This window comes from Virgibacillus phasianinus, assembly GCF_002216775.1.
Taxonomy (GTDB): Bacteria; Bacillota; Bacilli; order Bacillales; family Amphibacillaceae; genus Virgibacillus_F; species Virgibacillus_F phasianinus.
Map to the genome: position 1 here is coordinate 503,621 of NZ_CP022315.1, position 24,981 is coordinate 528,601.

Annotated in this window: 24 protein-coding genes and 1 pseudogene; 6 read left to right on the forward strand and 19 right to left on the reverse strand. The window is 38.5% G+C overall.

Annotated features, from left to right (window positions below):
* Positions 1–44: 44 nt before the first annotated feature.
* Complete coding sequence (locus CFK37_RS02530) at positions 45–1,412, reverse strand: FAD-binding oxidoreductase (protein WP_089060423.1); 1,368 nt, start codon at positions 1,410–1,412, stop codon at positions 45–47.
* 400 nt (positions 1,413–1,812) lie between these two features.
* Here CFK37_RS02530 and CFK37_RS02535 point away from each other — a divergent pair, with 400 nt between their 5' ends.
* Entirely contained in the window at positions 1,813–3,168 is a 1,356-nt protein-coding gene (locus tag CFK37_RS02535; protein WP_089060424.1) for an alkaline phosphatase, read from the forward strand.
* 71 nt (positions 3,169–3,239) lie between these two features.
* Here CFK37_RS02535 and CFK37_RS02540 read toward each other — a convergent pair whose 3' ends face one another.
* The 4 genes from CFK37_RS02540 to cyoE all read right to left on the reverse strand — a co-directional run bounded on the left by CFK37_RS02540 (position 3,240) and on the right by cyoE (position 5,444).
* Entirely contained in the window at positions 3,240–3,419 is a 180-nt protein-coding gene (locus CFK37_RS02540) for a CsbD family protein (RefSeq protein WP_089060425.1), read from the reverse strand.
* Positions 3,420–3,492: 73 nt separating this feature from the next.
* Positions 3,493–4,131, reverse strand: a complete 639-nt coding sequence (locus CFK37_RS02545) for a transporter (protein ID WP_089060426.1) — start codon at positions 4,129–4,131, stop codon at positions 3,493–3,495.
* Between the two features lie 98 nt (positions 4,132–4,229).
* On the reverse strand, positions 4,230–4,508 hold the full coding sequence (locus CFK37_RS02550) for a GNAT family N-acetyltransferase (RefSeq protein WP_089060427.1): 279 nt from the start codon (positions 4,506–4,508) through the stop codon (positions 4,230–4,232).
* A 12-nt stretch (positions 4,509–4,520) separates the two neighbouring features.
* On the reverse strand, positions 4,521–5,444 hold the full coding sequence (gene cyoE / locus CFK37_RS02555) for a heme o synthase (protein ID WP_089060428.1): 924 nt from the start codon (positions 5,442–5,444) through the stop codon (positions 4,521–4,523).
* Positions 5,445–5,587: 143 nt separating this feature from the next.
* On the opposite strand from cyoE, the gene CFK37_RS02560 reads away from it, so the two are divergent.
* Entirely contained in the window at positions 5,588–5,860 is a 273-nt protein-coding gene (locus CFK37_RS02560; RefSeq protein WP_089060429.1) for an alpha/beta-type small acid-soluble spore protein, read from the forward strand.
* Positions 5,861–5,970: 110 nt separating this feature from the next.
* Complete coding sequence (locus tag CFK37_RS02565) at positions 5,971–7,455, forward strand: glycine betaine uptake BCCT transporter (protein ID WP_089060430.1); 1,485 nt, start codon at positions 5,971–5,973, stop codon at positions 7,453–7,455.
* Between the two features lie 71 nt (positions 7,456–7,526).
* On the opposite strand, the gene CFK37_RS02570 is transcribed toward CFK37_RS02565, so the two are convergent.
* Complete coding sequence (locus CFK37_RS02570) at positions 7,527–8,612, reverse strand: threonine aldolase family protein (RefSeq protein WP_089060431.1); 1,086 nt, start codon at positions 8,610–8,612, stop codon at positions 7,527–7,529.
* 196 nt (positions 8,613–8,808) lie between these two features.
* Here CFK37_RS02570 and CFK37_RS02575 point away from each other — a divergent pair, with 196 nt between their 5' ends.
* Positions 8,809–9,795 carry a TIGR00341 family protein gene (locus tag CFK37_RS02575; protein ID WP_089060432.1) on the forward strand — a complete coding sequence of 329 codons (987 nt, stop codon included), beginning with the start codon at positions 8,809–8,811 and terminating at the stop codon, positions 9,793–9,795.
* 3 nt (positions 9,796–9,798) lie between these two features.
* On the opposite strand, the gene CFK37_RS02580 is transcribed toward CFK37_RS02575, so the two are convergent.
* Positions 9,799–10,383: a vWA domain-containing protein gene (locus CFK37_RS02580; RefSeq protein ID WP_089060433.1), complete on the reverse strand. Its 585-nt coding sequence runs from the start codon at positions 10,381–10,383 to the stop codon at positions 9,799–9,801.
* A gap of 87 nt (positions 10,384–10,470) precedes the next feature.
* Between CFK37_RS02580 and CFK37_RS02585 the strand changes: the two genes are divergently transcribed.
* The gene (locus tag CFK37_RS02585; RefSeq protein ID WP_089060434.1) at positions 10,471–10,962 is read left to right on the forward strand and encodes a hypothetical protein; all 492 of its coding nucleotides are present in this window, start codon (positions 10,471–10,473) and stop codon (positions 10,960–10,962) included.
* Between the two features lie 247 nt (positions 10,963–11,209).
* A complete protein-coding gene (locus CFK37_RS02590; protein WP_245837295.1) occupies positions 11,210–11,797 on the forward strand; it encodes a cell wall hydrolase in 588 nt (195 codons plus the stop codon).
* A 76-nt stretch (positions 11,798–11,873) separates the two neighbouring features.
* Here CFK37_RS02590 and CFK37_RS02595 read toward each other — a convergent pair.
* From CFK37_RS02595 to pruA, 12 genes and pseudogenes are all read right to left on the reverse strand, one after another.
* Positions 11,874–12,853 (reverse strand): annotated as a pseudogene (locus CFK37_RS02595) (tRNA dihydrouridine synthase).
* Positions 12,854–13,229: 376 nt separating this feature from the next.
* Positions 13,230–13,748 (reverse strand): PadR family transcriptional regulator, encoded by a 519-nt coding sequence (locus CFK37_RS02600; RefSeq protein ID WP_089060435.1) that lies wholly within the window; start codon positions 13,746–13,748, stop codon positions 13,230–13,232.
* A gap of 54 nt (positions 13,749–13,802) precedes the next feature.
* Positions 13,803–14,651 (reverse strand): sialate O-acetylesterase, encoded by an 849-nt coding sequence (locus CFK37_RS02605; RefSeq protein WP_089060436.1) that lies wholly within the window; start codon positions 14,649–14,651, stop codon positions 13,803–13,805.
* Between the two features lie 355 nt (positions 14,652–15,006).
* Positions 15,007–16,386, reverse strand: a complete 1,380-nt coding sequence (gene rlmD, locus CFK37_RS02610) for a 23S rRNA (uracil(1939)-C(5))-methyltransferase RlmD (protein WP_089060437.1) — start codon at positions 16,384–16,386, stop codon at positions 15,007–15,009.
* 34 nt (positions 16,387–16,420) lie between these two features.
* Positions 16,421–16,984 carry a Uma2 family endonuclease gene (locus tag CFK37_RS02615; RefSeq protein WP_089060438.1) on the reverse strand — a complete coding sequence of 188 codons (564 nt, stop codon included), beginning with the start codon at positions 16,982–16,984 and terminating at the stop codon, positions 16,421–16,423.
* An 80-nt stretch (positions 16,985–17,064) separates the two neighbouring features.
* A complete protein-coding gene (locus CFK37_RS02620; protein WP_089060439.1) occupies positions 17,065–17,982 on the reverse strand; it encodes a diacylglycerol kinase in 918 nt (305 codons plus the stop codon).
* A gap of 181 nt (positions 17,983–18,163) precedes the next feature.
* The gene (gene gatB, locus CFK37_RS02625) at positions 18,164–19,594 is read right to left on the reverse strand and encodes an Asp-tRNA(Asn)/Glu-tRNA(Gln) amidotransferase subunit GatB (protein WP_089060440.1); all 1,431 of its coding nucleotides are present in this window, start codon (positions 19,592–19,594) and stop codon (positions 18,164–18,166) included.
* Positions 19,594–21,063, reverse strand: coding sequence for an Asp-tRNA(Asn)/Glu-tRNA(Gln) amidotransferase subunit GatA (gene gatA / locus CFK37_RS02630; protein ID WP_089060441.1), 1,470 nt, complete (start codon positions 21,061–21,063; stop codon positions 19,594–19,596). The genes gatB and gatA overlap by 1 nt, the downstream gene beginning before the upstream one ends.
* A 12-nt stretch (positions 21,064–21,075) precedes the next feature.
* On the reverse strand, positions 21,076–21,366 hold the full coding sequence (gatC, locus tag CFK37_RS02635; RefSeq protein WP_089060442.1) for an Asp-tRNA(Asn)/Glu-tRNA(Gln) amidotransferase subunit GatC: 291 nt from the start codon (positions 21,364–21,366) through the stop codon (positions 21,076–21,078).
* A 229-nt stretch (positions 21,367–21,595) separates the two neighbouring features.
* Complete coding sequence (locus CFK37_RS19840) at positions 21,596–21,739, reverse strand: hypothetical protein (protein WP_157724781.1); 144 nt, start codon at positions 21,737–21,739, stop codon at positions 21,596–21,598.
* A 13-nt stretch (positions 21,740–21,752) separates the two neighbouring features.
* Positions 21,753–23,018, reverse strand: a complete 1,266-nt coding sequence (locus CFK37_RS02640) for a helix-turn-helix domain-containing protein (protein ID WP_089060443.1) — start codon at positions 23,016–23,018, stop codon at positions 21,753–21,755.
* Positions 23,019–23,383: 365 nt separating this feature from the next.
* Positions 23,384–24,931: an L-glutamate gamma-semialdehyde dehydrogenase gene (pruA, locus tag CFK37_RS02645; protein ID WP_089060444.1), complete on the reverse strand. Its 1,548-nt coding sequence runs from the start codon at positions 24,929–24,931 to the stop codon at positions 23,384–23,386.
* Positions 24,932–24,981 lie beyond the last annotated feature (50 nt).

Here is a 24,981-nt window from a genome sequence, read left to right on the forward strand (position 1 = left end):
AAAGTCTTAAAAAGAACCTACAGCGTTTGTAGGTTCTTTATCTATTATTCATTAGGGAATATTTTTCCTGGATTTAGAATGTTGTTCGGATCCAGCGATAATTTAATTGCTTTCATCGCCTGTAGTGCCTTCCCATGTTCTTCAGCTTGATATTTCATTTTGCCGATTCCCACACCATGCTCACCGGTACATGACCCGCCGCGATTGAGTGCGTATTCGACGATATGTTTATTATACTTCTCTGCATTTTCAACCTCTACCGGATTTTCAGTATCAAACATGAGTGTTGTATGGTAATTACCATCCCCCACGTGTCCAACAATACCTCCATCCAGGTTATACTCCTTCAACGCCTGTTTAGCAGATTTAATTGCCCCAGCAAGTTCGGATAGCGGCAAGCATACATCCGTTGTCATCAATTGTTTACCTGGGAATCCATGTTTATACGCATATGCCACAGTATGACGCGCTTCCCATAACTTGTTCTGTGCCTGTGTATCCTTTTCAAATTCAAATGTATCATGGTTGAGGTCTGCCAATATTTCTTTCGTAAATTCGATATCCTGCATTAAGCCTGCTTCGTTACCACGAAATTCAATAAATAATGTAGGCATCTCAGCATAATTTGTTTCACTATATTTATTCACTTGTTTAATTGAGTCTTCATCGACCAATTCAATTCTTGCTACCTGGATACCTGCAGAAAGAATATTCACTACAGCATCCACTGCGGAATCAATTGTATGGAAAGTTGCTCTGCCTGCTAGAATCATTTCCGGAATGCCGTATACACGTAAGGTTAACTCTGTAAAACAGCCAAGTGTCCCTTCAGATCCTGTAAATAATCCATTTAAATTATAACCTGATGAAGACTTAGCAGCCAGATTACCTGTATGCATAATGGTTCCGTCTGCAAGTACCACCTCAAGGTCCCTCACCTGATCACGCATGATCCCGTACTTCACTGAGGTTGTTCCGCTGGCATTTGTCGCAGCCATACCACCAAGTGTTGCATCAGCACCTGGATCAACCGAGAAAAACAGCCCGTGTTTCTTTAATTCCTGATTTAATTTGGAACGCGAAACACCAGGTTGTACTTTTACGAGAAAGTCATCCGGCATTACATCGATGATTTTATCCATTAATGAAAAGTCGATTGAAATTCCACCATGATAAGGAATAACATGCCCTTCAAGACTTGAACCAAGGCCAAAGGGTACGACTGGAACTTTATGATTATTGGCGATTTCCATTACTCGGCTTACTTCTTCAGCATTTTCCGGGTAAATGACAACTACTGGCAGGCTCGGTGTATGATAGGACTCATCCTGGCTATGCTGCTCTAATATCGTTGTATTTGTAGAAATTCTATCCTTAGGTAGAAATGCTTCTAATTCTGTTATGTACTTCACTTCTCTCACCTATCCTTTTTTAGAAAATCTTGGCTTGTCGCCAAGAACTAATAGCGAAAGCCTTAGATTTTTTATACTTTATACCGATTAAGATTTATGCTTTCTTAAAGTGTAAAATACCTATATATATTATTCGACAAAATCTACTGATTCCCTTTTCCAAATCACTAGTCTATTCGACTATCGGCAAAAACTACTATTTTTCTCATGGGTTCCACCCAATTATGAAGCCATCATTAAGTTTTATCATACGTTTCTACTAGTTTTCCGCAACAAATCCAGCGCGTTTACACTCTATTTACAAACTTTACAAAATTCGCTACAAAACTACTATTTTTAAAAATAGCTTCCTAATCTACTATATTAGGTGAAGACATTAAAAATTCCAAGGAGGATGGACATGAGAAAAAAAACATGGATTTTCGTAGCAGTCTTTATGTTAGTTGCAGCCAGTGTGATTGGAATCAGCACGACAAATTCTAGTGCTGACAGTGGTAAGCACAAAGGCAAAGGTAATAACGGAAAAGTTAAGAATGTTATTGTCATGATCGGTGATGGTATGGGACCAGCTTATACAACTGCCTATCGGTACATGAAAGACGATCCATCTACAACAAAAATGGAAAAAACAGTTTTTGATAAACATTTTGTTGGCATGGCCAAAACGTATCCGGAAGACCCCAAGGAGAATGTTACAGATTCAGCGGCGGCAGCAACCTCGATGGCCGCAGCAATTAAAACATATAACGGCGCAATTTCAGTAGATAATGATAAAGAACCTGTAGGAACAGTCCTTGAAGCAGCAAAGAAAAACGGCATGGCTACCGGGCTTGTGGCAACATCCCAAATCAACCATGCAACGCCGGCTGCATTTGGCGCGCATGACGTATCACGAAATAATTATAATGATATTGCTGATGATTACTTTGATGAAATGATAAATGGTAAACATAAAGTTGATGTTATGCTCGGCGGCGGTACTGATTATTTTGACCGTGAAGACAGGAATTTGATTAAAGAATTCAAAGAAGATGGTTATAATTATGTGACCACAACAGAAGAAATGCTAGAAAATGAAAATGAGCAATTACTAGGTTTGTTTGCGCCAGTTGGACTGCCAAAAGCCAAAGACCGCAATGAATCTACGCCTACATTAGCAGAAATGACAACAACAGCTTTGGACCAATTAAGCGAAGATAAAGATGGTTTCTTCTTAATGGTCGAAGGCAGTCAAATCGATTGGGCTGGACATGCTAATGATTCAGTTGGCGCAATGAGTGAAATGGAAGACTTTGCAAGAGCATTTGAAACAGTAATTGAATTTGCTGAAGAAAATGGCCACACGCAGGTTGTATTAACCGCTGATCATTCAACAGGCGGATTTTCGGTTGGTCGCGACGGAAACTACAACTTTAATCCAGAAGCTATCAAAGCTGCTAAACGCACACCTGAATTTATGGCACAGGAAATTATCGATGGCAAGTCTGTAGAAGATGTGCTGGACAAATATGTAGCGTTTGATTTCACTGACAAGGAACTTTCATCAATCAAAGAAGCTGCTGATACAAACGATTTCGACAAATTATACAGTGCCATTTCAAACGTTTTTAATAACCGTGCAGGTGTAGGATTTACAACTGGCGGACATACAGGTGTCGATGTTCCAGTTTATGCATACGGCCCGAAAAGTGAGGTGTTCTCAGGATTAATTGAAAATACCGATATAGCTGGTAATGTGTTTGAATTTTTGAAATAAGTGCATAAGAAAAGCGAACGGCTTTTAAGGGCCGTTCGCTATTTAAATTCAGTTTACTATGTCAGTGGAAATCAAGGCTCATTTCGTTTTTCTTTTTCAGCAATTGTGTCCTGTATCTTTCCTTCCGCTTTATCTTTTTTACCACTTGCCTGCATATCTTTATTATTTGTTGCATTACCAAACTGATCCTTTATTTCACCTTTAACTTTATTCACACTGCCTTTAATTTTGTCGGAATTACTTTTACTCATTTTTAAATTCCTCCTTTACTAAAGCTTTTCACTTTTTGGAGAAGGAATAAACCTCTTCAGGAAATCTTATGTCTTACACTACTTCCTTGTTCTCTTTGGATACAGACCGTTTCTTTTTATAACTTCCAAACAGCGATTCTATAATTGAAAACGCCCATTGCAATGCCAGCCCTTGAATCGCAATCCCAACAATCGATATACTGGTTAAGCTCCAAACTGAAAATTGGTTCTCAATTATAAACGTATCATGACCAAAAAAGAACAAATAGCCAAATAAAACAAATAACGCGTCATAATATGTCTGAATCGAACTTTCGAGCCTTAAAATTACTAGCGATTCAATAAATAATAAAATGGCAAGCACGGATACAAGTATACTCATGGAACGAAAATTTAGCTTTTTTAAATATGGTGAAATATAGTATTTTGTGATTGTCTTGATCCGAAACAAATAAATAATCCGTACAATTCTAGCCATCTGGAAAAACTGATCAAACGGAATAATCGCTATGATAAGAAATGGGTTTCGCTTAATAAACTCCCATTTTTCCTTGGACATCAACAAACGAATGCAAAAATCAATAAAAAATATCCCCCACACGATCCAGTTTATCGTGGAGTTATATGTGTTTTCACTCCACAAGGTTATGAGTGTGAGCATCACAAGCAAGACCATAATGCCTTCATATGCTGTTTTCATTATTTGCTGCATACCTATCACTCTCTTTTAAAACCCACTTATCCCATTATATTAGAAAAACCATGGAAGTGAAGCCCCCATGGCATTTAAACTAATTATTAGGTTTCTTGCTATCGTGCCAGTACATCTTGAAATTCTAGCGTTTTATCTATTTTCCTTTTAGCATAAGAACATTCGGGTATGATTTTCTTTCCCTCTGCCCTGGCGTAACGAACAACCTTTTCCACTAGCTTTCCGGCAAGTCCTTGACCACTTAGCTCGTCAGAAACAAACGTATGGTCAATAATTAACTTACCATCGTCAGCAGGACTGAAAGTAATTTCTGCCAAAGGCTCTGCTTCATTATCCCCTGCAAAAAATTTATTTTCACCTTTCTTAATTTCCGTCATTGTTGTACCTCCTTAATTAGGTATTGTAACAATAATCATCATCAGGAAAAGTAATGCTAAATAATTTACTGAACAAAGAAACATTACTTGTGCCCATTTCCAATCATCCTTCGTAAAAAACCCGCCGATACTGACTACCAACCAAATGACAGTAAGTATGGTGGAAGCTACAATAAATACTGTACCAAGTTGCGCTAAGAAAAATGGCAATGGGAGCAGACAGGCGATATAGACAACCATCTGTCGTTTTGTTATGCCAAACCCATAAACAACTGGCAGCATGGCAACTTTTGCAGCCTTATATTCATCATACTTCTTAATTGCTATCGCAAATGTATGAGGCATTTGCCAGATAAACAAGATAAGGAATAAGATAATCGGCACGATATGATAGGCCGGCTCAATTGCCGCCCAGCCAATTAAAGGTGTAACTGCACCTGAAATACTTCCAATCACTGTATTAAGCGTATATTTTCTCTTAGACCACATGGTGTACAAGATGACGTAGGTAAACCACCCTATAAATGCATAGATAGCCGCTTCAATTGTTGTGAACAGCAGCAAAATAAACCCAATTACAGAAAAGGCAATTCCCATGTACAGTACCGTTTTAAGCGAAATAGAGCCGGTAACTGTTGGACGATTTTTCGTTCTGGCCATTACTGTATCAATATCAACATCATACCAGTTATTAAGCAGAAGTGCCCCTGCCATAACCATTGTACTTCCTATAATGGTTAATAAAAATATACCCCAATGATCGTTAAAAGATGCATTCGTAAAATATAACGCAAGCCAATACCCCGTAAAAACAGGTAATATATTTAATAACAGTACGACAGCTTTAAATAGCTCCTTCAAGTCCCTTAAAATAGAACCATTTTTCCCGGCATGGCTTTCCATCTCCTGTGAGGGAGGAGTAACCTCTTTATTCATTTTATATCCTCTTTCTATTACTGACTAGCAGATTTAAGACTTTATAACCATAATACCATTTCTAATCAGTTTAGATAACTAATTAGAATTAGTCAGAATTGAAAATTAGGAAACCCTACTCTGTATGGGGAGGTGAATAAAATATGACAAGGAATAATAAAATCCTGGTCCCGAATGCACGAAAAGAATTGGATCAACTAAAAGGCCGCGTAATGGAGGCAAAAGGGTATGAGGTGAACGCGTCCGATCCTGATGCCGTAAAATACGAAGTCGCCGATGAACAAGGTATCCATTTAAAGAAAAAGAATAACGGTCAACTCACGTCTGAACAAGCTGGGAAAATTGGTGGACCCATTGGTGGGAACATGGTCAAAGAAATGATCAAAATGGCTCAGGAACAAATAACAAGAAAATAAATATATCCGCTGGTTTGACATTGGATCAACCAGCGGATTTTTTATTGGGATAAAACCACTCATATCAGAAATAATAACCTACAAGATGATAAAGGAGGAAGGTGAACGAAATGAAAAAGGTAACTCCCGTTTTTTGGATTACATTAGCTATTACATTGATTTTATCCTTTTGGGGGATTTTCGATCCCAAAGGATTTGAAGATATTTCAGGCACAATCATGACCTATATATCGATTCACTTTGGCTGGTATTATTTATTAATTGTTTCGTTGTTTGTCATTTTTTGTTTATACCTGATCATCAGCCCGTATGGAAAAATCAGGCTAGGCAAGCAAAGTGACAGGCCCGAATTCAGTTATGCCTCATGGTTTGCCATGCTATTTAGTGCCGGCATGGGAATCGGACTTGTATTTTATGGTGTAGCTTCGCCTGTATCCCATTATATTGAGACACCTCCTACGGCCAAACCCGGTACAGTAGAAGCACTTGAGGATGCATTGCGTATCACTTTCTTCCAATATGGCATACATGCATGGGCAATTTACGCCATTATTGCTTTAGTTCTTGCTTATTTTACGTTTCGTCACGGGAAGCCCGGACTAATTAGCGCTACACTTGAACCCTTATTTGGAGATAAAATAAATGGACCTTGGGGAAAGTTTATAGACATTATTGCTGTGTTCGCAACAATAGTTGGTGTTGCCACTACCCTTGGATTTGGTGCAACACAGATAAATGGCGGGTTCACCTACCTGTTTGGAATCGATAGTTCGTTCTGGGTGCAACTAATCATTATTATTGTTGTAACTATATTATTTATGTTTTCCGCTTACTCCGGTCTAAGTAAAGGCATCAAATATTTAAGTAATGCCAACATGACCTTAGCTGGAATTTTGTTCTTTGCCACCTTAATTCTTGGACCGACTTTGTACATTTTAAATTCACTTATAGATACAACTGGTGCATATATACAAAGTCTTCCAACAGAGAGTTTACGGATCTCACCAAATGATAAAGGGGAACGTCAATGGGTTATGGACTGGACCGTCTTCTTCTGGGCCTGGTGGATTGCCTGGGCCCCTTTCGTTGGTATCTTTATTGCCCGTATATCGAAAGGACGCACTATTCGCGAATTTTTATCAGGCGTTCTGATTGTTCCTTCCGTTATCAGCTTCTTATGGTTTGCTACATTTGGAATGTCAGGAATTAATGCGCAAAATAATGGTGCAGACATTGCCGGGCTGCCTGATGAACAAGCTCTATTCGGGATGTTTGACCAATTTCCATTTAGTGTAATTTTGTCCATATTGGCTATCCTGTTGATTGGAACATTTTTTATTACGTCAGCAGATTCAGCCACCTTTGTTCTTGGCATGCAGACAACTAATGGTTCTTTATCCCCTCCAACAGCTGTTAAATTTGTATGGGGCTTTGCCCAATCAACAATAGCTGCTGTACTCCTTTATACTGGTGGACTGCAGGCACTTCAAAATGCATTAATTTCAGCAGCATTACCATTTTCGTTTATCATGCTGTTGATGGTTTACTCTTTCTATAAAGCTCTAAGGAAGGATAAAGGAGAATCTATACTGTAGTATTTTGGGGGCTGTATGGTGTTAATAAGCCATACAGCCTTTATTTAGGAGTCAATTGAAAAAGTAGTTAATTACTTTACTTTTTCATCAAGCATCTGAAATACTTTCCGCAAGGTTTCCTTAGGTATAGTTGAGTACTTATTCCCGATGCTTATTTCAAAATAGCACTTCTTATCACTTGTCTCTTGTAAATTTCCAGCCAAGCCAACCCCGGTTTCTTTATAAACCGATAGTAGTACTGGTACAACATCTTCTTTCGCCATATCAAAATGGACATGAAACATATTCGAGACTGGAATATTTGGCTTTGTCGAAACAGAACCACATTCATTAAAAAATGCAGCAAGTTCTTTCGCTTCTTCATAGTACTGATTCATTTTATCTGCATGCTGGTCAAAATAATAATCAGCACTGACTATGTACGGATAAAAGCTAATCAGATCCCCGCCATGACGCCTTTTCCATACTTTTGATTTCTCTGTAAAGTCCTTTTCACCGGCCAAAATTGCCCCTGCAATTCCACCAATTCCTTTGTAAATAGAAATATAAACACTATCAAACAGCTCACATACTTCGGCAGCTGACTTTTGATAATAAGGTAAGATCTCGAAAAGTCTGGCTCCATCTAAATGAATCTTAATGCCATTATTCCGGCAGTATGCAGAAATACGTTCGAGGGTCTGATAATCTGGTAACTGCCCACCAATCTCACGTTGCGGCAACTCAAGTAATATGCAAGCAACGTCTGATTCCATGTTCACTACATCTTCCAATCGAATAACGCTGTCTTTGTCTGCTAATAGGACAGGTTCAATATGATGCAATTTTTTTAGCCCATCCTGTTCATGAATTTCCATATGACATAATGGATGATAGGCCACTTTTTTTATACCTTTATCATCACACCAAATTCTTAGTGCAATTTGCTGCGCCATTGTTCCGCTTGGAAAAAATACTGTTGATTCCTTACCTAAGTAATTTGCTATTTTATCTTGAAAATCTTCTATAATCTTGCCATTTCCATACATATCACTTTCCTGTTCCCCGTCCACATTTTCAAGTGCATCTTTTAGTACTTGAATGTTTCTCGGACCATGCCCAGCCACCTGATACTTTGTTTGTTTAAATGCGTCAAATAAAGCGTTTTTATTAGTCAATTTCAATTCCCCCTCCACTGCACTGTGCTTTTTAAATAAAGTAGTTACAGGAATAAGCTTAGTCCTTTTTTATACTCTTCACAACTTTCAATTCTGGAAGATTTGTTTTCTATACTTATCGCAAGGACTACAACTGGAAAATTCGGTTAGAATAAATAGTATTGTATAATCAAGAACAATATGAGGGGATTTTGATATGGAGCTTCAGTTAATTGAGATATATGCACCCGGGAATGTCAACTTTGAAAATGATCTACTACAAAACTTTTCTTATACCTCCTATTGGGTATCACATTTAAACGACGAGGTACACATTCGGATTCTCGTTGAAAAACAAGCTGCAGAAAAAATTTTAAATCACCTTGAAAAATTGGCTTCAGATGAACACAGCCAATTTGATGCCTTACTTTATACAATTAAAGCGTACATTCCTAGTAAATATCATGAAAAAAATACCCCAAATGATAATAAGGATGAATTTGAGAGGGCCAGTAGACTCGAGTTACTTTCCGTTGTTGAAAATTCAAGTAAAATTAGCAGCAGTTTTTCCTGGTTTACCGTTTTTGCTGCACTTGTGGCAGCTGTTGGAATTATACAAAATAGCCCAGGTTTAGTTTTAGGCGCAAATATTATTGACCCTTCAATGAAACCTATCACGGGGGTTTCCTTTTCCTCTGTACTTGGTGAAAAAAAGCTGATTCGTCAGTCAATTGTCACAGCAATGTTCGGTCTATTCATTTCGATTACTATTGCGGCTTTATTAGGATTCTTTATTCCTCTTCCTACAGGCAGTAACGAATTTATCTCCCAGACCAAGGTTCACATTCTAGATATAGTAGTTGCAATTTCCGCTGGTGCTGCGGGAGCTATTTCTTTTGTTAAACGATCCCAAGGACAATTAGTAGGGGTAATGATCTCATTAGCTTTATTACCCCCTGCAATTGTCTTAGGTATGACGCTAGGAGCCTTTCAACTCCAGTCGGCCATTCAACCGTTGCTATTACTGTTAATCAATGTCAATTCAATCCTGTTGTCAGCCATTATTGTGTTTTGGCTCAGCGGCATTAAACCAGTCAATTGGAAAGATATTAAAGAAGCTAGCACTTCACGTGTTAACTCTTTATTGTTTACTGGTATAATCTTTTGTATATTGATCATTGCTGTTGTCCTTCTCCAATTCTAGCAATTAACTTTGCCGTCTGACTGATAACTCTTCGTTAACCATGGAATACATTTTTTCCACACCTACACCTGAAGTATCAAAGCTGTAGGCATTTTCCATGCAAATTCCCACATTACCCGCTTCTTTTATAGCATCCATATTGGCACCGACGAAAAGAAATTCCCACCCGTATTTTCCCTCCTGATGACAGATCATTTCTTTAATTTTCTTGTGGGTGAATTCACGACTCGCGTTTTCCATACCATCCGTCGTAATCACAAATAGTACCTTACCAGGCGTTTTTTCTTCACTTGTCCTTGATAACCTTTGCCCAACATCCAGAATAGTCCTCCCTACTGCATCAAGCAGGGCAGTACATCCTCTTACATAATATTCCTTATTCGTCAGTCTGGCGATTCTTGCGTCAACACCATTCCAAAGTACTTCATACTGATCATCAAAAAGTACCACTGATAAAATTGTTTCACCCTGCAGGTTACACTGTTTTTCAATTAAGGCATTAAACCCGCCAATGGTGTCACTTTCAAGGCCAGCCATTGACCCGCTGCGATCAAGCAAAAAGATAATTTCCGTCCGCTTCGCATTCATATTAACCATCCTCCTCATGATATAATAGTAGCTGAATTTATCCATCATGTGGTCGCCTGCTTAGCGACATTTTGGGAGGTACACAATATGCTTAAGAAAAAGATTTTGAAGGAATTGCAGGAGTATATAGAAAGCCGCGAAGATAGATTCGTTGTGTATAATGAAGCTCTTTATAATGAGAGTAGAATCATAAAAGAAGTAAGTGAGAATGAATTAGATGTTTTTATAAATAACAATCGTAAACCATCCTTTAAACAAATTCTGTTTCGTTTTATCGATCAAACGGGGGCAAGTGACCCTGAAATTTATCATAAAGCCGGAATGGACCGCAAGCATTTTTCAAAAATACGATCCAATCCAAACTACCGGCCAAGGAAAAATGTGATTATCGCACTCGCCTTAGCACTAGAATTAAATAAAGATAAAACCGATACACTTCTAGCCTCAGCTGGTTATTCCTTTTCGGATAGTGATACATCTGACTTGGTGGTCCAGTTCTGCTTGGAGAAGGGAATTTATACTATCCATGATGTCAATCAAGCATTGAATTATTTTAGTTTGAAACCACTGATTGGATAAGATGTATAATCCAGTAGTCATGTAACAATCCTGAAATATTTTGTTATATACCATCCTTTCCTTACCAGTTCATTCAATTTTTGTATTTTTCCAAAGCTAGGTAAAAACTTCCATAACCAAGGCCATTACATGAGTGGTAACGGGGTTACTGATCAAAAGTTTTATAGTCATATATTGGATAATGCTAAACTGTGTTACATTTAGTAACCTTCTAGAAGAGAGCTAAAAACTACTAGGGGGTTACGAATTGTACAATCACAAGAAATTATTTTTTGTCATTATATTATCTATCAGCGTATTAGCCCTTCCAATGGCTGCGAACGCTGCATCGTATACAGTTAAAGAAGGCGAGTCATTCTGGTCAATTTCGCATAAGTTTGACGTTAGTCTATCAAACTTACAAATAGCAAATAATCGTTCTGGGAGCCTTTTATATGCAGGAGAAATGATTAGTATTCCAAATGATATCTCCTATGAGGATAAACAATTGATGGCACAGCTTGTCCACGCGGAAGCTAAAGGAGAACCATACGCCGGAAAGGTTGCAGTTGCGACCGTGATCCTAAATCGAGTTGATAGCAATAAGTTCCCTGACACAGTTGAGGGAGTTGTTTATGAGCGCGAAGGTGGACACTATGCATTCACACCTGTTAAAAACGGGGCAATCAACCAACCCGCGGGGGCAGAATCAATGAAAGCTGTCAATGAAGCAATCGCATTCAAAGGTCAAGGACAAGGATCCTTATACTTCTATAATCCGGAAATATCTACAAGTGACTGGATATTTTCACGTGATGTGACAGTTACAATTGGGAATCATCGATTTGCTAAATAAATTGAAAACCATGTCTGGAATGACATGGTTTTCTTGTTTTTCATCTACTTTTTTTACCATTTGGGGTCAAATCAGTTTAACGGCCTACCTCGCTTTTATCTTCAATAGGGAATTTATCAAGCAATGCCCGCACTTCATCTGTTGACTCCGTGCTCATCAATTGATTTCTTAATTCACTTGCCCCTCGAAATCCACGAACATATATCTTAAAAAAGCGACGAAGAGGTTTAATCGGACGATGTTCTAATTTTGAATATTTATCATGGAGATCCAGCTGTAACCGTAAGAGATCAAGCAATTCTTTACTAGTATGATCTTTTGGCTGCTTTTCAAAGGCAAATGGATTTTTAAAAACACCACGCCCAATCATAACTCCATCAACACCGTATTGATCAGCCAGCTTCAAGCCAGTTTGGCGGTCAGGGATATCCCCATTAATCGTCAAAAGTGTATCTGGTGCCACCTGGTCACGAAGTTTCTTAATCTCCGGGATTAGTTCCCAATGAGCATCTACCTTGCTCATTTCCCTTTTTGTACGCAGATGAATGGTAAGATTAACAATGTCTTGTTTCAATAGGTGTGTCAGCCAGTCATGCCATTCGTCTACCTCCGTATAACCAAGCCTTGTCTTCACACTTACAGGCAATCCCCCTGCTTTAGCTGCTTGTATTATATCTGCTGCAACTTCTGGACGACGGATAAGGCCACATCCCTTACCATTACCTGCCACATTAGCTACTGGACAGCCCATATTGATATCAACACCCATGAATCCAAGTTTTTTCATACCAATACTCATTTGCCGAAAGTATTCAGGCTTATCCCCCATATATGCGCTACAAGTGGTTGTTCATCCTCCGTAAAGGTCAAACGTCCACGCACACTTTGTTTCCCCTCAGGGTGACAATAACTCTCCGTGTTTGTAAACTCTGTAAAAAACACATCAGGTCTGGCTGCTTCGGTCACTACATGGCGGAAAACAACATCCGTCACATCTTCCATTGGTGCAAGTATAAAAAACGGTCGTGGTAAATCACGCCAAAAATTATCTATCATATTCAAATTCAAACCCTCTCATTTTAGAACTTCAGGCTAATTCATGTCCCTTTAGAAAATCTTGGCTCATCACCAAGAACTAATAGCGATAGCCTTAGATTTTCTTATACGACTTATACATTTCTTAAAATGCAACCTAAAAAGCAAAGATGTCCCTGCTTCTTTTACACCTATACCGTGCCTAAGCACTTTTTATCAAACTATAGTAAGTTTTGAACATTATACATTTTAATATTATCAAATAAAAAGTGCAATGAAAATTGGTAGATGAGGTGATACGAGACACACAGGGATAGGTTCCTACTTCACATTGTTGGAACTCTTTAGTTAGTAGGTGGGGGTACGTTACGTTCGTGTCCCGGCCCTATTGGAAAAATTAGTTTTCATTTCTTATTTCTTTTAACAGTCCTTCAAACCATTGAACATTTACTAAATGGTGAGAAAGGGAATTTTCCAGCATTTTTTTAAAATAAGCAGGAATTGTTTCATACTGAATAGATTGTTCTAATAGGGAAATTTTCTTTTTAGTTTGTTCGATTTGAATTTCTATTAGTTTTGTTAGCTCCTCGCTTTTATATTCATCAGTAAACAACATTGCTGCATAAAAAGACAAGTTTATATACTCTGTCTTAGAGCCATACTTGTACATTAATTTTTCAAATTCATTATCCCCTAGTTCAGTGATAATATAATTACGCGTCTCCCTAGTGTTGTCTAATTGGTCAACTTTTTTAATATATTGCTTTTCTTCTAATTGTTGAAGATTATAGTAGAATGACCCTTTAGTGAAATTAACAATATATTTATAATGTCTCTCATCCATAAGGGCCAATAATTCGTATCCGTAAGAACCTGGATTTTGTTTTAATAAACCTAAAATTAGTAATGGTATCAAAAAAACACCTTCTTTAAATTTTTCATTAAAGTATGGTTATTCCTTGTTAAAAGCTTAACCATTGTTGAGCTGGATGAGCTGAGCTTCGAATTCTGCATACGATATTTTTCCCAACGCCAAATCCATACTTTTTATATACATTTTTTCTGCCTTGGTAAGTGTTCTGGCATGATTAAGATTTATCATCTCATTTTCATTAAATAATGGCTTCAATACATGTTGCTTATTAGAAAAAGCTTCAAAATATCTTATACCAAATTTTCTTTGGGAAATTGCGTCAATATGAATACCATCAGGGTTGGATGTTAAGCCTGATGCTGTGACAAAGTAACAATTATCTTGATCAAAAGCAAATTTTTGTAACTCTTGATTAATAAAGTTGTATTCCGTACAGTTTTTCCCAAATCCCTCTTTGCCTAAAAAGTTTCCTAAACCGCCAATAATGAGAGGGATATCCGGAGCATTCAACTCCCTTCTAAGAGCCTCAATAATTAAAAGTAATTTTTTGTAATAGACTTTGTAATTGCCATTTACACTATCACTTTCCCCTTGATGCCATAGAATTCCTGTTAACTCACTATTCCGCATAGCAAATTTAGCTTCCGTTATTGCATGTCTGAAAAGGGCTTGATCTACTGCCCATTCATCCAGTGAGCTTCCACCTTCTGCACAAGGAATTAAGCCAATAGTATCTTCTTGATTTTGACGACACCATGCATCTGCAAATGAACCAGCCAGACTTATTCCCGAAACAGGACGGTCATAATTGATAGGCTCAGTCATCATTTGCCATCTACCATTACGCAACATTTGGATTCTTTGATTATAAATCGGGATTACTTCATGAATAAATCCCCGTCCAGCCATATTCGACTGCCCTAACATTAAAAACGATTTAACCATTTTTTTCATCCTTTCTTTTTATTTAATATTTATGAATCAATTTTGTTACCAATAAATACCGATTAACTTTTTAATTCGCTGTTTCAGTAGCTTAACCAAGATATTAAAACTACTAACTTTGTAATTAGTCTAATTAGACTTGTGACATTTAACTATTATAGTCTAATTAGACTAATTGTCAACTATATTAATGCTTTTAGGGATGTAAGAAATTAATCACAAAAAAAAGCCGACTAAGGTGGATTCTTTTACCTCACCCTAGACGACATAAGTTTTAGTACCCTGTTTAATTTATTTCTTGACATCTATTTATTTAAAACCGTATCCGGATCGAAAATGTTTGTTCTTGTTTATTTTAACTAGACGCTTTTCTTTCCAGCCAACAAACACACTCCACATGCCCAGTCTGCGGGAACATATCAACAGGCTGTACTTCCCTTGTCTCATATCCCCCATCTTCTAATATCCGAAGATCACGGGACAGCGTGGACGGATTACAAGATACATAGACGATCCGCTTCGGCTTCATTTCAATCATCGCCTTCAACAATGCTTCGTCACAGCCTTTACGTGGCGGATCTACCACTATCACGTCTGGTTCCAGCCCCTGTGACGTCCACCATGGCATTACTTTTTCCGCTTCCCCTACAAAAAAATCTGCATTGGTAATTCCGTTTAGCCTGGCATTTTTCTTTGCGTCACTAATTGCTTCCGGAACAATTTCTACACCGTACACCTTCTTCGCTTTTTGTGCCAGGAATAATGAGATTGTCCCGATTCCGCAATATGCGTCAATGGCGACATCATTGTTGCTGATGTCCGCATACTCCAATGCTTTTTCATACAGCGTTTTTGTTTGGGATGGATTCACCTGGTAAAAGGATTTAGCTGAAATGGCAAAAGTAATATCGCCGATCTTGTCGTGAATGTACTCGTCCCCCCAAACCACTGTTGTCTTTTCACCTAGGATAACGTTCGTCCGCTTCGCATTTACATTATGAATAATTGATTTCATGTTCGGATACGTTTCCGTCAATTCTTTAATCAACTCATCCTTGTGCGGCAATTTGTCTGTGCGTGTTACGATCACGACCATGATGTCTTTTGTTTCTTCACCCGTCCGCACCATAATATGGCGCAAGACACCACGATGGTTCTGCTCATTATATGCTCTTATGCCAAGGCGATTGGCAGTTTCTCGAACCGTCTTTACGACATCGTTAATGACTTCATTGTGTGTGGTACATGTTTCGGTATTTTCGATAATGCGGTGACTGCGTTTTTGATAAAATCCAGTTATCAGTTTTCCGTCTTTCTCACCAACTGGGATCTGCACTTTATTCCGGTAATGCAATGGGTGTTCCATTCCAATGATCGGATGTACTGGTACATGCTCCAGATGCGCTACCTTTTTCATGGAATTTTTAACTTGGTTCATTTTCATCCATAGCTGCAGTTGGTAGCTCATATGTTGAAGACCGCATCCGTTACAATGGACATGACACACAGGTTCAACCCGTTCTTCGCTTTTTGTTTTCAGTTCAAGCAACTTACCGAACCCAAAGTTTTTATTAGCCTTTACCACTTTTACCGTTGCTTCTTCACCCGGCAATGCGTTTGGGACAAATAGCGGATAGCCATTTATTTTACCTACACCATTTCCTTCATGTGTTAGATCTTCAAATGTTAAGGTGATCGTTTCGTTCTTCTTTACTGGTGCTGATTGTTTTGGCATGAATACCTTCCTTTACGTAATGTGGGCCTTTTTCCTATCTAAAGAGTTTCTCAACTTCTACAACGAACGCTGCTAATACCTTGGATTGAACTGTGCCTACATTCTTAGCTATATCCGATTGCTGATAGTTTCCTTCATCATTCAGAGAATAGACTTGGACCGTGTTTAATAACGGGTTAACAATCCAGTACTCCTTCACGCCATATTGCATATATAAATTCAACTTTGTCACTAAATCATGTGACTGATTAGATGGGCTAATTATTTCAATAATGATGGTGGGAGCACCACTATACTTATTATTCTCTAGACCTTCCCTGTCACAAATAACTGTCAGATCAGGAATAACAATTTTCTTCTCCTCACCATCACCTTCACTAAATTCTACGTCTAATGGTGCATGAAAGACTTCACAATCTTTGTCTTCTAACAGGTTGAACAATTGTGCATGTAATCGCCCAGAAATTCGCTGATGCGCAATTGAAGGGGAAGGGGCCATAAAAACCACCCCTCCTATATACTCCATTTGTTTATCCGTTTTTTCTCTTAGATGATAAAATTCACTTAGACTTACTTTCTTTTCTTCTGGCAAAGTCACATCAGAATCTCCTTTCCCAAGAGAGAGCGTATATTTAGTCTTATTTTACCACAAATACATTTTCCCATGAAAAAAGACTGCTATGAATTAGCAATCTTTTGTTTCTCCACAAATTTATCTGTTACAAAAAACTCAATGTGTTTATTTAGGTTAGTAAATTCACCAGGCAATAATCCGCCAAATTCACCATCGATATTCAGCTGCATTTTGTCCTCTGGTGTTACTTTGATGTTTTTCGCTTGCGTATAAATGACATGCTTGTCATCCAAATGGGCGCCTCTTGATGCTAGGCTAGCGATACGGATAAATTCAGCGAGATTCATCTTCTTCAGGATAATTAAATCAAAGTATCCATCATCAAATCTTGCATCCGGTGCAAGCTTCTCAAAACCGCCTACAGAATTTGTGTTTGATACCAAGAATAACATGATGTCTTCATCAAGAACTTGTCCATCATACTCAATTTTCACTCGGGTTGCTCTTAGTGATGGCAGCATTTCAATCCCTTTCATATAGTAGGCAAGCTGTCCAAGCATCGTTTTTAACCTGCTTGGCACTTCATACGTCAACTCGGTAAGTTTTCCTCCACCGGCGATATTCATGAAATAGCGATCGTTAACACGCCCAATATCAAGGGACATCGATTGACCATCTAAAATAACATCGACTGCCTTCTTTATATCTCTTGGGATACACAATGCACGAGCAAAGTCATTGGTTGTCCCAACTGGAATAATTCCAAGCTTTGGTCTAAATTCCTGTTCAGCCAGACCATTGATCACTTCATTTATCGTGCCATCTCCACCAGCTGCGACAACGAGATCATAACGCCTTTCAACTGCTGTCCTGGCAGCCGTTACTGCATCACCTTCACATGTCGTTGCATGGGTGGATGTTTCATATCCTGCTATTTCAAACCGTTCTAAAACGGCTGGTAATTCCCTTTTAAATGCCTCACGGCCAGATGTAGGATTATAAATAATACGGGCCCGTTTCATAAGGTCCCCTCCCTCTAATGTACACTTACAGACTTAGTGGAATAGATCCGTTACACGTCCAAAGACTATCATAGTCCTTTTGGAGCAATTTGAAAAGGTTTAAAGCTGATATTTTTTCTAGGGAGCTATTAAGAGCAAAAATAGACTACCCTACTCAAGCGAGGGTAGCCCTATCCAATATTTACCGTTTATTCATTTCGTCAAGCAGGATTTTGTTAACCATCGGTGGGTTTGCCTGTCCTTTGGTTTGTTTCATCACTTGTCCGACTAAAAAGCCTAATGCGCGATCCTTGCCGTTTTTAAAGTCGATGATGGATTGTTCATTATCGTCTAAAATCTTCGTGATAATCTCACGTAATTGACCCTCATCCGAGATTTGAACAAGTCCTTTATCTTTAACTATTTGTTCCGGATCTCCACCTTTATCAACTAACTCGGCAAATACCTTTTTTGCGATTTTGGATGAAATGGTTCCATCTTCAATCAAACGAATCATTTTACCAAGAGCTTGTGGCGTAAGTGCTAAATCATGCAGATCCTTTTGATGTTTATTCATGTATTCAAATACAGCACCCATTAGCCAGTTCGACGCTTGCTTTGTGTCTGCACCTTGTGCGATTGTTTCTTCAAGGAAGTCGGCCATTTCTTTTGAATTCGTGATAACCGCCGCATCGTATTCAGGCAATTCAAGTTCCTTCACAAACCGTTCTTTTCGTGCATCAGGTAATTCTGGGATTTGCTCACGAATACGTTCCTTCCATTCATCACTAATATGCATATGAACCAAATCCGGTTCAGGGAAATAACGATAGTCGTCGGATCCTTCTTTTACACGCATAAGGATAGTTTCTTTTGTCTTTTCATCATAACGACGAGTTTCCTGTAAAATTTCTCCGCCAGCAAGCAGCACTTTTTCCTGACGCTTCTCTTCAAATTCCAATCCTTTTTGGACGAATGCAAAAGAATTTAGGTTTTTTAATTCCGATTTAACACCGAACTCTTTTTGTCCGATTGGACGGATGGAAATATTGGCGTCACATCTTAGTGATCCTTCTTCCATTTTACAATCAGAAACACCTGTATATTGAATAATGTTTTTCAGTTTTTCCAGATACGCATACGCTTCTTCCGGTGAGCTCATATCAGGTTCCGAAACGATTTCGACTAATGGCGTTCCCTGACGGTTAAAGTCGACTAACGAATATCCATCATCACCATGTGTCAGCTTTCCTGCATCCTCTTCCATGTGCAGACGAGTGATACCAATCCGTTTCTTCTTACCATTTACCTCAATTTCAATCCAGCCGTTTTCACCAATTGGTTTATCGAACTGGGAAATTTGGTAGGCTTTTGGATTGTCCGGATAGAAGTAGTTTTTACGGTCAAACTTCGTGTCTGTTGCTATTTCACAATTAAGTGCCATCGAAGCTTTCATTGCATAGTTAACTGCTTCTTCATTTAAGACCGGTAAAACGCCCGGATAACCCAGATCAATCGGGTTCACATTTGTATTCGGTTCCGCACCGAACTGGTTAGGGCTCGGGCTAAAGATTTTCGAAGCCGTTTTTAATTCAACATGTACTTCAAGTCCAATAACTGTTTCAAAGTTCATTAGTTAGCACCTCCAAGTTGAGGTCGTTTAGTATGATGGTCAGTAGCTTGTTCATATGCGTGTGCTGCGCGGAAAATCATTTCTTCATCAAAATGTTTTCCAATAATTTGCAGTCCGATTGGCAGACCATTTTCTGAAAATCCACATGGAACGGAAATACCAGGAATACCAGCAAGGTTAACTGGAATTGTTAAAATATCATTGGTATACATGGTCAATGGATCATCCGTTTTCTCACCAACTTTAAATGCTGGTGTCGGTGTTGTTGGCCCAATAACGACATCGTATTGTTCAAATACACGCTCAAAGTCATTATTAATTAGCTTTCGTACCTTTTGTGCCTTTTTATAAAATGCATCATAATAACCTGAGGATAATGCATAGGTTCCGAGCATAATACGACGTTTTACCTCATCACCAAATCCTTCGCTGCGGGACATCTTGAACATGTCCAACATATTTGTTGCCTTCTCGGAACGAACACCATAACGAACACCATCAAACCTTGCCAGGTTGGCAGATGCCTCTGATGAAGCTAGCAGGTAGTACGCTGCAACTGCATATTTTGTATGTGGTAAAGAAACTTCTTCCCATTCTGCACCAAGTGATTCATACACCTTTAATGCCTCCATAATGGTATCTTTAACTTCCTTTGACACACCTTCTCCTAAGTATTCTTTCGGTACAGCAATTTTAAGACCCTTTACATCGCCTGTTAAAGCATCAGTAAATCTAGGGACCTCAATATCAGCACTAGTGGAATCCATTGCATCGCGTCCAGCAATTACTTCCAATACACGAGCACTATCCTCAACAGTTCTGGTTAATGGTCCAATTTGGTCAAGTGATGATGCGAAAGCCACAAGACCGAATCTGGAAACACGGCCATACGTAGGTTTCAATCCGACAACACCACAGAATGCTGCCGGTTGGCGAATTGATCCACCGGTATCAGAACCAAGTGAAAATAGGACTTCTCCAGCCGCTACTGCAGCTGCGGAACCGCCGCTTGACCCCCCCGGAACATAATCCGTGTTCCATGGATTTCTGGTTGCGGCATAGCTTGAATTTTCATTCGATGAACCCATCGCAAATTCATCCATATTTAATTTTCCAATGTTGACAGCTTTTGCTTCGTCTAGGCTTTTCACAACGGTTGCATCGTATAAAGGGTCAGTAAAGTTGTCCAAAAATTGACTGGCACATGTTGTACGTAGATTTTTGGTAACGATATTGTCCTTAATCCCAGCAGGCATTCCGAACAATAATGCCGCGGCATCTGAATTTTCAGCATCCAATTGTTTTGCCTTCTCCAGTGCTTTTTCCTTATCCAAGGTTAAAAAAGCCTGTACTTCCTTATCCACTGCCTCTATTTGTTGATAGGATTCGTTGACAAGATCAGTAACCGTTATTTCCTTATTATGTAGTTTCTGCTCAAGCTCACTTATTGTGTAATCAAATAATGACATGTATTTCCCTCCTTACTCCATGACAGATGGCACACGAAAATGACCGTCTTTTTTATCGGGTGCGTTTTTCAGTGCTTCTTCCTGTGTAATCCATTGCTTCGGTTCATCCTTACGCAGGACGTTTTTAAAGTCCAATACATGCGTTGTTGGCTCTATTTCATCTGTATCCAGTTCATTCAACATTTCAGCATAATCAACAATCTTGCTTAATTGCTTGGTGAATTTCTCCGCTTCTTCATCGGTAATCGCAAGCCTAGCCAAATGCGCAACATGCTTAACATTTTCCTTTGTAATATCCGCCAAATAAAGCACCTCCAAATAACTCTTACAATACTATAGATAATAGCAGAGTTGGCAGTGCATAAGCAAGGGGGACAGTCCCCCGCCGCAGTAGTGTGTTAAAGCGAAAGTTATAATTCATGGATATTGTTTGCGTTTATTAAACAAAAAAAGGCCTGAAATAGCTTCCACACTATCTCAGGCAGTTCATCATATAGTAATAGGGTAAAAAATTACTGCGTAACCCAATTGATTAAAAGGTTGGGTTACCAATTGAATAGATGCTTGGTTCAATGTCACGAGCTACTTGATCTGTTGGATTGTCAATAGTGAAGAAAAGTCCAGCAGCAAGTAAAGTACCTAATGATACGCTTACAATAAGCTTCTTCATGTTCATCCCTCCCCTCAAATTACAAAATTGTAATTTGATCATAAGCAAAATTAGCTAGTTTATAATACTTTGTTGCTTCCTTGTATATGTGTAACTTCTCATAATGTTTGCCAAGCATTCTGGCATATATGACAAGGTTTGCATAATCTTTATGTTTCTTTAAATATGGAATAAATTCCTGTATTAATATATTTTCAAACTTCTCGTGTTGATTGGTTATTTCATAATCATAAGATTTAATAATATAATAATACACTCTGCAATCTTCAAAGTTCTTAAACTGCTCAATCAATTTGTAGCCTTGTTCGATTTTTTCTTTTGCTTCATCAATATTATATAAGTTATAATATTCCGCCACTAGGGAAGAAATCGCTGCAAGCCTTTCCCCAATATAAACTTCTTCATCATCCACAATTGCGGTAAAGAACTTAATAGCTTCTTTTGCCTCACCTTTAGTGGAATACAACACTCCAAGGTTCTGATTTGTTAATTGTATTAACTGTTTATTTTTACTCAGCTTTGCCAGATGTAATGCTAGGTTATAATTCTTTATTGCCTTGTCATAAACACTGATTCGCCGATGTGATATTCCCAATAATATATGGCACTGGGCACATCTGAAAAAGTTATACTTAATTTGGAAAGTATCTAAGGCCCTTTTTGCATATTCGATGGATTCCAGCGTATTTCGAAGTTTACTATGTGTCACAGCTATCGTATATTGGAGATCTGCTTCATATTCTTCGTCGATTGAAATCTGATTCAGTTTTTCTTCAGATAGCTTATACATCCGCATTGCTTGATTGAACTCTCCATTTGATGAATTATAATTCCCTTTAAACTTATACCAGTAAAACTGGTGTAAACTATCAAAAGTGTTGGAGATTTCATTCAGTTTATTAATTTGTTCCAATGCCAGGTCGAATTTACTTAACACCAAATAATATCGAATTCTATGAATCTCAAATAAAATTAAGTTGTCTGAATGGATATTACTAAGCAAGCTCTCTAATTCCTCGTACTTTTCGGTAATCACCTGTTTATCATTTGTTTCAAATAACAGATCATACCATTCCTGGCACTTCTCTTTAATGCTAACCTCTTTATCATCATCCCGCTGTACACCAAGCCGTGTGCATAATAGACTAATCACCTCTGAACTTGGTTCCGTTTTCTGGTTTTCAATTTTGGACAAGTATGACATGGAAACAATACCCTCGGCTAATTCCTCTTGTGTCATTCCTTGCTTAATCCGTTGTAATTTAATAAAGGGTCCCGTCTCCATCTATATACCCACCTTTTTGATATAATCGGGTAAATTGCTGTGTGAAATGGTATATTTATATAATACCACACTTCCAAATAATTCATATTGGGAAAGTTGATAGGTTAATATCTGTGTTAACCCCACGAAAACTTTCCTACTTTCCTAACCATATGACAAAAACCCTTATTCTACAATAAATTTTGCAGGAAAGTTGAAAATTGTCTATTGGGTCTATTGACATAGAACGTAAGATATAGCTATTTGTTATATTTTTCCTGTCACCTTCCGACAAATTCCATATTATGTAAGCGACAAACTCGCAACAGAAAAAATCCCTTTCTAACAAATTTTGTTAAAAAGGGATTTTTGCTTGTTTACTATTTTTAAAACATTTCAGACGTTGTTTTACCTTGCATATGTTGGATTAAGTAATCTGGTCCGCCGGCTTTTGAATCGGTTCCTGACATTTTAAATCCGCCAAATGGCTGATAGCCAACGATTGCTGCAGTACAGCCACGGTTGAAATACAAGTTCCCAACGTGGAAGTCCTCACGTGCTTGTTCCTGGTGTGCACGGTTATTAGTAATAACAGCACCGGTTAAACCATAATCCGTATTATTTGCAATTTCAATAGCCTGATCGAAATCTTTAGCTTTCGCCAGGGCCACAACAGGTCCAAAAATTTCTTCCTGCATGATTCGTGCTTCAGGGTCCAGATCAGCAAATACTGTTGGATTTACAAACCAGCCTTTACTGTCGTCGCCATCACCACCAACAAGAAGTTTACCTTCCTCTTTACCAATTCCAATATATTTCGTGATTTTATCGTATGCTGCCTGATCAATTACTGGTCCCATGAAATGCGAGTTGTCAGATGGATCCCCAGCACTTAATTCTTTTGTAAGTTGTGCTACACGTTCAGACACTTGATCGTACACATCTTCGTGGATGATTGCACGTGAACATGCTGAACATTTTTGTCCAGAGAATCCGAATGCTGATTGAACAATAGATTCTGCCGCTAGTTCAAGGTCTGCTTCACTATCAACCACGATGGTATCTTTACCGCCCATTTCAATGATTGTACGTTTAAGCCAGTTTTGACCCTTTTGTACTTTTGCTGCACGTTCGAAAATGCGTGTTCCAACATCTCTTGAACCTGTGAAACTAACAAATCGTGTACGAGGGTGATCGACCAAATAGTCTCCAACTTCACTACCAGAACCTGGAATGTAGTTCACTACACCAGCCGGCATTCCCGCTTCTTCTAGTACCTCCATCAATTTATATGCAATCACAGGTGTTGCACTTGCAGGTTTAAGTAATACCGTGTTACCAGTAACCATTGCTGCAACAGTAGTACCTGCCATGATAGCAAACAGGAAGTTCCAAGGTGAAATAACTACACCAACACCTAATGGAATGTAATTAAATTGATTGTATTCGATTGGTCGGCTATTAATTTCCGTACCACCGTTAATTTTAAGCATTTGACGGCCATAATACTCCATGAAGTCAATTGCTTCAGCAGTATCAGCGTCCGCTTCTTTCCATGGTTTTCCGCCTTCTTTAACAAGGTGTGCGGTAAATTCAAATTTACGGCGGCGTACAATTGCCGCAGCACGGAATAAAATGTCAGCGCGCATTTTTGGGTCTGACTTTCTCCATGATTCGAATTTGCTATCCGCAACTTTCATTGCCTTTTCAGCCAATTCTTGGTTTGCTTTTGAGACATACCCAATGACCTCATCTTTTTTAGATGGGTTAACAGAAACAATTTTGTCATCAGTTGTAATACGTTCCCCGCCTATTATAAGTGGGTATTCCCCACCAAGATCAGCTTCAACCTGTTTGATTGCCTCTAACATTAACTTCTGATTTGCTTCTACTGTGAAATCTGTAAAAGGTTCGTGTTTGTACGGTACTACCATGAAAAAAACCTCCTTAAAAAATAATTACTCCATAAATTGATTGCGTTTTC